This window comes from Corynebacterium gottingense, from assembly GCF_003693265.1.
GTDB classification, from domain to species: Bacteria; Actinomycetota; Actinomycetes; order Mycobacteriales; family Mycobacteriaceae; genus Corynebacterium; species Corynebacterium gottingense.
On record NZ_RDRE01000019.1, the window covers coordinates 16,095 to 28,250 of the forward strand.

The following is a 12,156-nucleotide window of genomic DNA, read 5'->3' on the forward strand; positions in this document are numbered from 1 at the left end:
CGCCAAGCGAATTACTTGGTCACAGCGGTAGAACCGGTGGTTGCGGACTCGCCCTTCCAGGTTGCCGGGCCGTCTGCGTGGTGGCCGGCGTGCGCCTCGCGGCGCAGGGTCTCCACCATGTGCGGGTAGTGCAGCTCGAACGCCGGGCGCTCGGAGCGGATGCGCGGCAGCGCGGTGAAGTTGTGGCGCGGCGGCGGGCAAGAGGTTGCCCACTCGAGGGAGTTGCCGTAGCCCCACGGGTCGTCCACGGTGACGACCTCGCCGTAGCGCCAGGACTTGAACACGTTCCAGATGAACGGCAGCATACCGATTCCCAGGATCAGGGCGCCGACGGTGGAGACCTGGTTCAGGAAGGTGAAGCCGTCGGTGTCCAGGTAGTCGGCGTAGCGGCGCGGCATGCCCATGTTGCCCAGCCAGTGCTGGACCAGGAAGGTCATGTTGAAGCCGATGAAGACCAGCCAGAAGGACAGCTTTGCCAGGCGCTCGTCCAGCATGCGACCCGTCATCTTCGGGAACCAGAAGTGGACGCCGGCGATTGCGGAGAACACCACGGTACCGAACAGGGTGTAGTGGAAGTGCGCGACGACGAAGTAGGAGTCGTGCAGGTGGAAGTCCAGCGGCGGGGACGCCAGCATGATGCCGGTCAGGCCACCGAAGAGGAAGGTGAACAGGAAGCCCATCGCCCACATCATCGGGGACTCGAAGGTGATGTGGCCGTTCCACATGGTGCCGACCCAGTTGAAGAACTTCACGCCGGTCGGCACGGCGATGAGGAAGGTCATGAAGGAGAAGAACGGCAGCAGGATCGCGCCGGTGGCGAACATGTGGTGCGCCCACACGGCCATGGACAGGCCCGCGATGGCCAGCGTTGCGAAGACGAGACCGATGTAACCGAAGATCGGCTTACGGGAGAAGACCGGGACGATCTCGGAGATGATGCCGAAGAACGGCAGCGCCAGAACGTACACCTCGGGGTGGCCGAAGAACCAGAACAGGTGCTGCCACAGGATGGAGCCGCCATTAGCGGTGTCGTAGATGTGGCCGCCGAGCAGGCGGTCGTACAGCACGCCCAGTGCCGCGGCGAGCAGCAGCGGGAAGATCATCAGAACGATGATGGAGGTGACGAACACGGTCCAGGTGAAGACCGGCAGGCGGAACATGGTCATGCCCGGTGCGCGCATGGTCAGCACGGTGGTGAGCATGTTGATCGCGGAGGCGACGGTACCAACACCGGTTGCGCCCACGCCGACGATCCAGAGGTTGGCGGAGACGGACGGGGTGTGGACTGCGTCAGCCAGCGGCATGTACATGGTCCAGCCGAAGTCGGCCGCGCCACCCGGCGTGATGAAGCCAGAGAGCATGGCGACAACGCCGACGGTGGTAATCCAGAAACCGAAGGCGTTCAGGCGCGGGAAGGCCACGTCCGGTGCGCCGATCTGCAGCGGCAGGATGTAGTTAGCAAAGCCCCAGACGATTGGGGTACCAAAGGCCAGCAACATCACCGTGCCGTGCATGGTGAACAGCTGGTTGAACTGCTCGTTGGACAGGAACTGCATGCCCGGGTGGAACAGCTCAGCACGGATAAGCAGCGCCATGAAACCGCCGAGGAAGAACCAGACGAAGGACATGATGATGTACATGATGCCCAGTTCTTTGTGGTCGGTCGTGGTCAGCTGCTTGTAGATTTTGGAGCCACGGCGAGCGTGTCCCGTCGGCTCCGGACGTGTCGGCGGGACATGATTGTCCAGCCTTGGCGCCACAGCGGTCATTCGATCCTCCTGACTTCGGCTCGCCACCGCAATGGCGGCGAGGCCTTGTTAGATACCGAATCATCATATGTGATCGGCTCATGAAATTGCCAGCCCTCCCAGGCCAGCTACAGGTTAAACAATAGGCCCTTGCGTCACATCGTGCGCGTCGGTCCGAAAGCACCACGCGCGATCCGCCGGGATTGCCCCGCGTGCGCGCCCACTCCCCCGCCGAGGTGGGCGCGACACGCCCAAACACCTCGACAGATTGCCGGTTGACCCCATTCGTGGTCAACCCCGCGTTAAGTTCCCCCGTTGTATATCAAACGAAAGGTTGAGGCTTATCGACGCTCACGTGGTCGTCGATAAGCGTGCCCCTAAAAGTCCCAATCCTCATCGGCGGTGTCCTCCGCCTTGCCGATGACGTAGGACGAGCCGGAGCCGGAGAAGAAGTCATGGTTCTCATCCGCGTTCGGCGACAGCGACGCGAGGATCGCCGGCGACACCTTGGTCTCATCCGCCGGGAAGAGCCCCTCGTAGCCGAGGTTGTTCAGCGCCTTGTTGGCGTTGTAGCGCAGGAAGCGCTTGACGTCCTCGGTCCAGCCGAGCGGGTCGTAGATGTCCTCGGTGTACTGCTGCTCGTTCTCGTAGAGGTCGTAGAGCAGATCGAAGGTGTACTCCTTCAGCTCCTCCTGGCGCTCAGGGGACTCCTCGCGCAGCGCGACCTGGTACTTGTAGCCGATGTAGTAGCCGTGCACGGCCTCATCACGGATAATGAGGCGGATGATGTCGGCGGTGTTGGTCAGCTTGGAGTGCACCGACCAGTTCAGCGGCAGGTAGAACCCGGAGTAGAAGAGGAAGGACTCCAGCATCACGGAAGCGATCTTCTTCTTCAGCGGGTCGTCGCCACGGTAGTAGGACTTGACGATCTTCGCCTTGCGCTGCACCTGGGCGTTTTCCTCGGTCCAACGGAATGCGTCGTTAATCTGCGGCGTGGACGCCAGCGTCATATAGATATTGCTGTACGACTTCGCGTGCACGGACTCCATGAAGGCGATGTTGGTATACACGGCCTCCTCGTGCAGCGTGCGCGAATCCGGGATCAGCGACACCGCGCCGACCGTGCCCTGGATGGTGTCCAGCAGGGTCAGGTTCGCAAACACGCGCATAGTGGCGAGCTGCTCCGCGTCATTGAGCGTGTTCCAGCTCGGGATGTCGTTGGACACCGGAATCTTTTCCGGCAGCCAGAAATTACCGGTGAGGCGGTCCCACACCTCCTGGTCCTTATCATCCGGAATCTCATTCCAGTTGATCGCCTTAATCGGGTTCGGGTGGCTATCCAGGTATGCCTGATATTCCTCGCTCATGGCTCACATCCTAACCAATTGCGTTCTTCCCCCGCACCGCGCGTCACGCGATTTTGTTTACCCCCGTTGAGGACTAGGATAATGGTAGTTCTATTTCTCGTTTTCCCACCATATGAGGTTGAATTCCATGGCTGCACCCCAGGAACCGTCGACGGAGCCCCTGCTCACGTCGATTCTTGACACCCTCGGCGAGCAAATCATCTCCGGCGCCCTCGAACCCGGATACACCTTTACATTGCAGGACTTGTCCTCCAGGTTTGGCATCTCTCGCACCGTCGCCCGCGAGGTCATGCGCGCGCTCGAGCAGATGGGGCTCGTCTCCTCGTCACGCCGCGTGGGCATTAAGGTACTGCCGCCCGAGCACTGGGCGGTGTTTGATCAGTCCGTGATCAAGTGGCGCCTCTCGTGCGCCGAGCAGCGCCCCGCGCAGATTACGTCGCTCAACGAGCTGCGCACCGCCGTCGAGCCGGTCGCCGCGCTGCTGGCCGCCAGCCACGCAACGCCCGCGCAGTCGGCGCGCCTGCTCGAGCTCGCGGAGCTGCTGGTCAAACTTTCCGAGGCGGGCGCCGGCAACACGCAGGAGTTCCTCGACGCGGACAAGGAGTTCCACACGCTGATCCTGCACGCGTCGGGCAACGAGATGTTTTCCACCCTCGCGGAACCCATCATGCACGTGCTCGAAGGTCGCACGCGCTACGGCATCATGCCGGACGATCCCTCAGTGCCCGCAATGCGCATCCATGTCGACCTGGCAAAGGCAATTAGCGCCGGCGACGCCTCCGCCTCCGAAGCCGCCTCCCGCGACCTGCTCACCGGGATCAAGACCTTCCTGGCGATCTAGACGGTCTCGCAGGGAAGTACAGCGAAAAGGGCCTGCACTCCGTTCTCGGTGTGCAGGCCCTTTTCCGGGTTGAGACCCAGGCTTCCGGCTACAGCATGCAGGACACGCAGCCCTCGACCTCGGTGCCTTCCAGCGCCATCTGGCGCAGGCGGATGTAGTACAGGGACTTGATGCCCTTGGTCCAGGCGTAGATCTGCGCGCGGTTCAGGTCACGGGTGGTGACCGTGTCCTTGAAGAACATGGTCAGCGACAGGCCCTGGTCCACGTAGCGGGTCGCCACGGAGTAGGTGTCCACGATGGCCTTGTAGCCGATCTCGTACGCGTCCTCGAAGTACTCCAGGTTGTCGTTGTCCATGTGCGGCGCCGGGTAGTAGACGCGGCCGATCTTGCCTTCCTTGCGGATCTCAATCTTGGAGGCGATCGGGTGGATCGACGAGGTGGAGTTGTTGATGTAGGAGATGGAGCCGGTCGGCGGCACCGCCTGCAGGTAGCGGTTGTAGATGCCGTCGCGCGCCACGTCCTGCTTCAGCTGCTCCCACTCCTCCGCGGTCGGTGCGGCGATGTTGGAGGCGTCGAAAAGCGCCTTGACCTTGTCGGTCTTGGGCTGGAAGTCGGCCGGGTCGTAGCGGTCGAAGAATTCGCCGGTGGCGTACTCGGACTTGTCAAAGTCGGCGAACGCCTGGCCCTTTTCCACCGCGATCTTGTGGGACGCACGGATGGCCTGGAACATCACGGCCGCGAAGTAGGCGTTGGTGAAGTCGAGTGCCTCCTCGGAGCCGTAGTGGATGTGCTCGCGGCCGAGGTAGCCGTGCAGGTTCATCTGGCCAAGGCCGATAGCGTGCGAGGCGTCGTTGCCCTCGCGCACGGACGGCACGGAGTTGATGGCCGTCTTGTCCGCCACGGCGGTCAGCCCGCGGATGGCGGTCTCGATGGTGCGGGCAAAGTTGTCCGAATCCATCGTCATCGCGATGTTCAGCGAGCCCAGGTTGCAGGAAATGTCGTGGCCGACCTCCTGGTAGGTCAGGTCCTCATTGAGCTCGGAGGCGGAGTTGACCTGGAGGATCTCGGAGCACAGGTTGGACATGTTGATGCGGCCGGTCTTCACCGGGTTCGCGCGGTTCGCGGTGTCCTCGAACATGATGTACGGGTAGCCGGACTCGAACTGGATCTCCGCCAGCGTCTGGAAGAACTGGCGGGCGTTGATCTTGGACTTGCGGATGCGCGGGTCCTCCACCATCTCCTCGTACTTCTCGGTCACGGAGATGTCGGCGAAAGGCTTGCCGTAGACGCGCTCGACGTCGTACGGGCTGAACAGGTACATGTCGTCGTTGCGCTTGGCCAGCTCGAAGGTGATGTCCGGGATGACCACGCCGAGCGAGAGGGTCTTGATGCGGATCTTCTCGTCCGCGTTCTCGCGCTTGGTGTCCAGGAACTTCATGATGTCCGGGTGGTGCGCATTCAGGTACACCGCGCCCGCGCCCTGGCGCGCGCCGAGCTGGTTGGCGTAGGAGAAGGAGTCCTCCAGCAGCTTCATCACGGGGATGACGCCGGAAGACTGGTTCTCAATGTGCTTGATGGGCGCGCCGGACTCGCGGATGTTGCTCAGCAGCAGGGCGACGCCGCCGCCGCGCTTGGACAGCTGCAGCGAGGAGTTGATGGCGCGGCCGATGGACTCCATGTTGTCCTCGATGCGCAGGAGGAAGCAGGAGACGAGCTCGCCGCGCTGCGCCTTGCCGGCGTTGAGGAAGGTCGGGGTGGCGGGCTGGAAGCGGCCGGTCATGATCTCGTCCACGAGCGCGGACGCGAGCTCCTCATTGCCGTCGGCGAGGAAGAGCGCCGTCATCGCCACGCGATCCTCAAAGCGCTCGAGGTAGCGGCGGCCGTCAAACGTCTTCAGGGTGTAGGAGGTGTAGTACTTGTACGCGCCGAGGAAGGACTTAAAGCGGAACTTGAAACCGTAGGCGCGCTTGAACGTCTCCTTCACAAATTCCCAGTCGTAGGCGTCCACGACGTGCGGCTCGTAGTACTTGTTGTCCACCAGGTACTTCATCTTCTCTTCCAGGTCGTGGAAGTACACGGTGTTCTGGTTCACGTGCTGGAGGAAGAACTGATTGGCCGCTTCCCGGTCCTTATCAAACTGGATGTGGCCGTCCTCATCGTAGAGGTTCAGCAGCGCGTTGAGCGCGTGATAATCCAACTGGTCGGTGGTATTCACCGGTTCCGGGACGACTTTCCCGTGCTTATCCGAAGCAGAAGCGTAGGTGGACACAGCAGAGCCTTTCATTCACGTTTGTCGGATCTCTAGGTTACAAGTTTGAGGTTTCTTGCGCTCGGGCGCAGGGCGCGCTCTAGGCGCTGCGCGGATCGCTCCGGTATTTCGCCTGGTACTTGGCGCGCAGCGCGTCGAGCCGGTCCCCATTATCCGCGGGAAGCGGCTGCAGCGCCGTCTGTTGCCTTTCGCTCAACGGCGTGAGCCCGAGTGCCCCCGCGTTGTGGATCAGCGAGCCGCGCACGTGTGCCACGTCGTCCCACGTCCCCATCAGCTCGAAGCGGTAGAGGTAGGGCACGTTGCACTTGCGCGCGATGATGTCGCCGGCCACGCAGTAGTCTGGGCCGAAGTTCGAATTGCCACCCGCGATCACGCCGCGCAGCTGCGACCGGTTGCGCGGGTTGTTGAGGAAGCGGATGACTTGCTTGGGCACGGGCCGTGATTGAGCATTGCTTATCGACGCCCCTCCCCCGTACGTCGGGCACACCAGCACAAAGGGCTCGTCCACCTCGAGCGGCGCCTCCGTCCTGCGCAGGGGGATCCGCGCGCTGGGCAACCCGACTTTTTCCACGAAACGTTTCGTATTCTCCGTCGTCGAGGAAAAGTACACGACAAGCATGCTCGCTCCAGGTGTTGAATTGTGCAGGTGGTGGGGTGCGCGTCCCGCTTAGGGCGCGCCGTGTGGCTCGCGCGGAGCCGCTTAGGCGGCGGGCTTCAGGCCGCGGATGCGATCCGGGCGGAAGCCGGACCAGTGCTCACCGTCCACCTCGACGATGGGTGCCTGCAGGTAGCCGAGCGCCATGACGTAATCACGAGCCTCCTCGTCCACCGAGATGTCGACGAGGGAGTACTCCAGGCCAGCCTTGTCGAGGGCCTTGGTGGTTGCCTTGCACTGCATGCAAGCGGGCTTCGTGTACACGGTGATGGACATAACCTGTAGCTCTTTTCTGTCGCGTTTACGGGAAGATGACGGGGTTTCCTCGGCGCTGATTCCTACCTCAGCGCAACACCAAGAAACACTATACCTTGGGGCAATTTCTGGCAAGTGATACTACATGTAGTAGTTACAGGGCTGGTATTCCCAGGATAGGCCCCAGGAATTACCCACATGTAGTCCGCTATAACCACTCCCGCGCCAGCAAACGGGTTACATCCGTGGAATTTAATTTCACAAAAGCCAACACCCCGCCACCGGCCGGACGGAAATCCGGTTGGTGGCGGGGTGTTTGGGCGGGCGGTGAACTAGCCCTGGCGAGCCTTGAAGCGCGGCTCCTTCTTGTTGATCACGTAGACCTTGCCGCGGCGGCGTACAACCTGGGCGCCCGGCTTGTTCTTCAGCGACCGAAGCGACTTGCGGACCTTCATCGGGCGCTCCTTTCTTCTCGAGGTTTCATTGACCTGCGACCTCATGCCCAGCCGCAGCACGCTACCAGCATGCTGCGCGGTGCCGGGTCGCGACACGTCGGTTAAGGTTACACGTTCTTCTGCCCAGCACCAAAACGCTGGCGCATCTCCGCGGCGACGTCGTCAAGACTGCGCCCCATCGTCTCCGGGACCCGGCGCGCCACGAAGACGGAGGCGACCACGCCGAAGACCGCGAAGAGGCAGAAGGTGAAGGTGGCAGAGGTGGCGTCGACAAGCGGGAGGAAGAACTGGGCGACCACCCAATTCATCACCCATAGCGCGAGCCCGGCCAGGCCCATCCCCACGCCGCGGACCTGTGGGGGCACGAGCTCGGAGATGAGCAGCCACGTCGTCGGCGAGACCGCGGCCTGTTGCGAGGCGATGAACCCCGCCATGCAGGCGAGCGCCACCCACGCGAGGGCCGCATTCCCCTCCGCGGCACGGAACATCACGGCGAGCGCGACGAGGAAGACCACGTTGCCCGCCAGACCGAGGAGCAGCAGGCGCGTGCGGCCGATCCGGTCCACCACCTGCAAGCCAACCCAGCAGGCGACCACGGACACCAGTCCAATGACGATGGAGGTGTAGACGGCGTTTTCGGTGGAGAGACCGACGGTCTCCATCATGGTGGGCGCGAAGTAGACGATCGCGTTGACGCCGGTGACCTGCTGCGTCACACCGAGCAGCGCGGCGACGAGGACTGTGGAGCGCAGCCAAGGGGTTCGGCGGAGGGTGCGCCATTCCCCGGCGCTGGCGGCCTGGCGCGTCTGGGCGTCGTCAAGCAACAGCTCCTCGAGCTCATCCGAGCTCATGCCGACGCGCGCCGCAGTCACCTCCGCCTGCCGACGTGCCCCGCGACGCGCCTGCCACAGCGGGGTTTCCGGCAACAGGAGCATGCCGACCGCCAGCGCAGCGCCCGGGACGGCGGCGAGGCCGAGCATCCACTGCCAGCTGCCCGTGTGCGCGAGCACCGAGTTGACCAGGTACGCGAGGAGCTGGCCGACCACGATCATGAGCGTGTTCAGTGAGACGAGCTTGCCGCGGACCTTCGCCGGCGACATCTCCGCGATGTACATGGGCGTGACGATTGAGACACCGCCGACCGCGACCCCGAGAAAGGTGCGCGCCGCCGCGAGGGCCCCGACGCCGCCAGCCAGAGCGCACCAGACGGAGCCGAGGACGAAGAGGGCGCCTCCGACGATGAGTGTGCGGCGGCGGCCGAGCGCGTCTGCAACCGCGCCGCCGCCGAGGGCGCCAATGGCGGCGCCGACGAGCAGCATGGACGTCACCAGCCCCTCCTGCCCCGGAGACATGCCAAACTCAGTGGTGATAAAGAGCAGCGCGCCGCTCATCACGCCGGTGTCGTAGCCGAACAGGAGGCCGCCGAGCGCGGCCGTGGCGGCGACGGTGCGCACGTAACGTGGTGCGCGAGTGTTGTGAACCATGTCCCCCAATATGGCTGACGGCTACGATGGATGTCATGTCTGAACACGACGAAAACCTGCAGCAGGACATCATAAACGCCCTGGGTGTGCGCCCCTTGATCGATTCAGAGGAGGAGGTGTCGCGCCGCGTTGACTTCCTGGTTGACTACCTCGCAGCCACAGGCGCGAACGGCTTCGTGCTGGGCATCTCCGGCGGACAGGATTCTACCCTTGCGGGCAGGCTCGCCCAGCTCGCGGTGGAGCGGCGTCGCGCCGAGGGCGCCGAGGCCACGTTCGTCGCGGTCCGCCTCCCGCACGGCGTGCAGGCCGACGAGGACGACGCGCAGCTCGCGCTCCAGTTCATCCGCCCCGACGAGACCGTCACCGTGGACATCAAGCCCGCCACCGACGCGCTCAACGCGCAGGTTGCCTCCGCCATTGGGGTGGACGGCCTCGGCGACTTCAACAAGGGCAACGTAAAGGCCCGGCTGCGCATGGTGGCGCAGTACGCCATCGCCGGCGAGCGCGGCTTCCTGGTCATTGGCACCGACCACGCGGCGGAGAACATCACCGGCTTCTTCACCAAGTTCGGCGACGGCGCAGCCGACCTCCTCCCGCTCGCCGGCCTGAACAAACGCCAGGGCGCCGCGCTGCTCCAACACCTCGGTGCCACCCCGCGCCTGTGGGAGAAGGTGCCCACCGCGGACTTGGAGGAGGATCGCCCGGCGCTGCCCGATGAGGAGGCGCTCGGCGTGAGCTATTCGCTTATCGACGATTACCTGGAAGGCAAGCAAGTGCCCGCCGACACCGCAGCGCGCCTGGAACACCTCTGGCGCGTCGGCCAACACAAGCGCCACCTGCCGCCGGGGCCGACCGAGACCTGGTGGCGCTAGCTGCTCAGCCCGGAGACGACGTCGCGCGCGGCGCGGACCAGCGCCGAGGCGTAGCTCGGGCCGTGGGTGGTGGCGTGGACCGCGAGCGGGTGCAGCTGGTGAACCGGGATGCGGGCGCGCCAGCCTGACCCAAGCGTGCCGCCCGCGCCGAGGTACCCGTCCACGATCGCGTCGAAGTACGGAGCACCGAAGAGCTCCAGCATGGCGATGTCCGTCAGCGGGTGCCCGCCGTGGGCGGCCGGGTCGATGAACCTCGGCCCCTCCGGGCTAAACAGGAGGTTGCCCGCCCACAGGTCGCCGTGGATGCGCGCGAGCGGGGCGTCCTCGTCCTCGGTCAGGAGCGCGTCGCAGGCACGCTCAACCTCGCTGAGCCCGTGCGCGTCCAGGTTGCCTACGGCGTGCGCCGAGCGCGCGAACGGCAGCACGCGTTGGTTGACATAAAACTCGGCCCAGCGGTCCGCCGGCACGCAATCCTGCTCAAGACGCCCGATGAAGTTCGGCCCCTCCCACCCGGTCGGCGGGGCGCCGAACGCCGGGGCACCCGCGGCGTGGATCGCAGCCAACTCGCGGCCGGCGCGGAGCGCGGCGTCTCGGGTCGGGCGTGCGGGCTCGACGGATTCGATGGTGAGGGTGTTCGTGGCGTCGTGAAGCGAAAGGACCTCGACCACGGCCTGCGATCCCTCGCGCAGCCAGCGAAGCCCCGCCGCCTCGGAGGCGGCGGACCCCGGCGCGCTGCCGTGCTTGGTAAAGCCCTTAGACATCAATGCCCTCCTTGCCCAGCAGGTAACGTTTCGCGTCGGTCCCGCCACGGTAGCCGCCGAGACCGCCGTCCGCGCGCAGCACCCGGTGACAGGGCACGACGATGGGCAGCGGGTTGTTCGCGCAGGCGCCGCCAACCGCACGCACGGCGTTGGGGTTTCCCACCTGCCCGGCGAGCTGCTTGTAGGTGGTGGTGGCGCCGAAGGGGACGCGGGCGAGCTCCCGGAGGACCTCGGTGCGAAACCCCGACGCAAAGCGAAAGTCCAGCGGGAGCGTGAAGCTCGTGCGGTGGCCCGCGAAGTACTCCGTGAGCTGTTGGGCGGCCAGCGGTACTTCAGCGGGGCGGTCGGCGCGGTCGCGCTCGGCGTCGATGTCGTCGCACTCGAAGAGGACCTTGGCCAACCCCTTCGGTGTCACGACGAGGCCTAGGCGGCCGATTGGGGAATCGATCTGGTGGAACTGCAGCGTGTCCATGGGCCCCACCGTAACCTGCAAACGGCCTGCTCGCCGAGGGCGCATTCGATACACTCCAAGCTATGCCCAAGAAACTTGCAAGCATTTCTCTTCTCCTCGTTGCATCAGCCGCGGCGCTCGTGGGGTGCAGCGATTCCTCTTCCGACACGATCGCGGGGACAAACCCGCCTATCGACGCCGCCGTGTGCGACGGCGACGCCGGCTGCGAATCCGACATGCGCGACTTGAGCCACAAGCTGGTGGATGCCGACGACGCGAACGGCGACGGCGTTATTGACCAGGAAGAGCTCGACGCGGCACGCGACCGAATGGATAAGGAGCAGGCCGACAAGGAAGCCGCGGAGCAAGCGGCGTCCGAATCGAGCGCGGCAGCGGCAGCTTCCGAGTCAGCAGCCGCAGAGGCGTCCCGCTCCGCGCAGGCGCGCGAAGAGGCCGAGCATTCAGCGGCGGCAGCGTCCGAGGCAGCCGCGGCGGAAGCGCGCAACCAGCAGCAGGCGCCCGAACCGGAGCCGGCACCCGCGCCGGTACAAGAAGCTCCGCAGCAGGAGGCGCCAGCGCAGCAGGCTCCTGTTCAACAGGCTCCTGCCCAGCCCGCGCCGCAGCAGGGCGGGCCGAGCATGGAGTGGGCCACCATGGGCCCCTACGCCTCCGAGTGGACGTGCGAGCAGGCGCGCAGCCTCTGGCCGGTGGACTCAAGCGCTTGCTACACCGGGGCTGACGGCAGCGCCTACTTCGAGGGCATGCGCCAGGCTGCGCAGTAAGCAGCCCGGCAGTGGGGATTACGTCGGCTGCGCCCATACAATCGGCACCTCAAGGTTGACGAGAACAGCTTGACGAGGGTGCGACGAAAGGGACCGCGGACAAATAGTTGGAGTGTCCCCGGGGGCGGAGAGGGTTTCTGATGTCCGCGCATTTTCCCCGTGAGATCCGGGAGCAAGCAGTTGATAAGTTTCTTGAAGGCATGCCGTACAAGCGCA

Annotated in this window: 12 protein-coding genes; 3 read left to right on the top strand and 9 right to left on the bottom strand. The window is 64.7% G+C overall.

Features of this window, described 5'->3' with window-relative positions:
• Positions 1 to 11: 11 nt before the first annotated feature.
• Complete coding sequence (gene ctaD / locus EAW56_RS09615) at positions 12 to 1,769, bottom strand: aa3-type cytochrome oxidase subunit I (RefSeq protein ID WP_095275365.1); 1,758 nt, start codon at positions 1,767 to 1,769, stop codon at positions 12 to 14.
• Positions 1,770 to 2,125: 356 nt separating this feature from the next.
• Positions 2,126 to 3,115 carry a class 1b ribonucleoside-diphosphate reductase subunit beta gene (nrdF, locus tag EAW56_RS09620; RefSeq protein ID WP_095275364.1) on the bottom strand — a complete coding sequence of 330 codons (990 nt, stop codon included), beginning with the start codon at positions 3,113 to 3,115 and terminating at the stop codon, positions 2,126 to 2,128.
• A gap of 127 nt (positions 3,116 to 3,242) precedes the next feature.
• On the opposite strand from nrdF, the gene EAW56_RS09625 reads away from it, so the two are divergent.
• Entirely contained in the window at positions 3,243 to 3,956 is a 714-nt protein-coding gene (locus EAW56_RS09625) for a FadR/GntR family transcriptional regulator (protein ID WP_122086306.1), read from the top strand.
• Positions 3,957 to 4,044: 88 nt separating this feature from the next.
• On the opposite strand, the gene nrdE is transcribed toward EAW56_RS09625, so the two are convergent.
• The 5 genes from nrdE to EAW56_RS09650 form a co-directional block, all read right to left on the bottom strand.
• Entirely contained in the window at positions 4,045 to 6,225 is a 2,181-nt protein-coding gene (gene nrdE / locus EAW56_RS09630; RefSeq protein ID WP_415528564.1) for a class 1b ribonucleoside-diphosphate reductase subunit alpha, read from the bottom strand.
• 79 nt (positions 6,226 to 6,304) lie between these two features.
• Positions 6,305 to 6,844, bottom strand: coding sequence for a class Ib ribonucleoside-diphosphate reductase assembly flavoprotein NrdI (gene nrdI / locus EAW56_RS09635; RefSeq protein WP_122086308.1), 540 nt, complete (start codon positions 6,842 to 6,844; stop codon positions 6,305 to 6,307).
• A gap of 81 nt (positions 6,845 to 6,925) precedes the next feature.
• On the bottom strand, positions 6,926 to 7,156 hold the full coding sequence (nrdH, locus tag EAW56_RS09640; RefSeq protein ID WP_095275361.1) for a glutaredoxin-like protein NrdH: 231 nt from the start codon (positions 7,154 to 7,156) through the stop codon (positions 6,926 to 6,928).
• A 311-nt stretch (positions 7,157 to 7,467) separates the two neighbouring features.
• Entirely contained in the window at positions 7,468 to 7,590 is a 123-nt protein-coding gene (gene ykgO, locus EAW56_RS09645) for a type B 50S ribosomal protein L36 (RefSeq protein WP_005511141.1), read from the bottom strand.
• A gap of 107 nt (positions 7,591 to 7,697) precedes the next feature.
• On the bottom strand, positions 7,698 to 9,074 hold the full coding sequence (locus EAW56_RS09650) for a sugar porter family MFS transporter (RefSeq protein WP_122086310.1): 1,377 nt from the start codon (positions 9,072 to 9,074) through the stop codon (positions 7,698 to 7,700).
• Between the two features lie 26 nt (positions 9,075 to 9,100).
• Between EAW56_RS09650 and nadE the strand changes: the two genes are divergently transcribed.
• The gene (gene nadE / locus EAW56_RS09655) at positions 9,101 to 9,946 is read left to right on the top strand and encodes an ammonia-dependent NAD(+) synthetase (RefSeq protein WP_122086311.1); all 846 of its coding nucleotides are present in this window, start codon (positions 9,101 to 9,103) and stop codon (positions 9,944 to 9,946) included.
• On the opposite strand, the gene EAW56_RS09660 is transcribed toward nadE, so the two are convergent.
• Positions 9,943 to 10,707 carry a fructosamine kinase family protein gene (locus tag EAW56_RS09660; protein ID WP_122086313.1) on the bottom strand — a complete coding sequence of 255 codons (765 nt, stop codon included), beginning with the start codon at positions 10,705 to 10,707 and terminating at the stop codon, positions 9,943 to 9,945. The two genes, nadE and EAW56_RS09660, sit on opposite strands and share 4 nt — an antisense overlap.
• Positions 10,700 to 11,179 carry a methylated-DNA--[protein]-cysteine S-methyltransferase gene (locus EAW56_RS09665; protein WP_095547463.1) on the bottom strand — a complete coding sequence of 160 codons (480 nt, stop codon included), beginning with the start codon at positions 11,177 to 11,179 and terminating at the stop codon, positions 10,700 to 10,702. Before EAW56_RS09665 ends, EAW56_RS09660 begins: the two co-directional genes overlap by 8 nt.
• A 62-nt stretch (positions 11,180 to 11,241) precedes the next feature.
• Here EAW56_RS09665 and EAW56_RS09670 point away from each other — a divergent pair, with 62 nt between their 5' ends.
• Positions 11,242 to 11,940 (top strand): hypothetical protein, encoded by a 699-nt coding sequence (locus tag EAW56_RS09670; protein ID WP_147453277.1) that lies wholly within the window; start codon positions 11,242 to 11,244, stop codon positions 11,938 to 11,940.
• Positions 11,941 to 12,156: the final 216 nt, after the last annotated feature.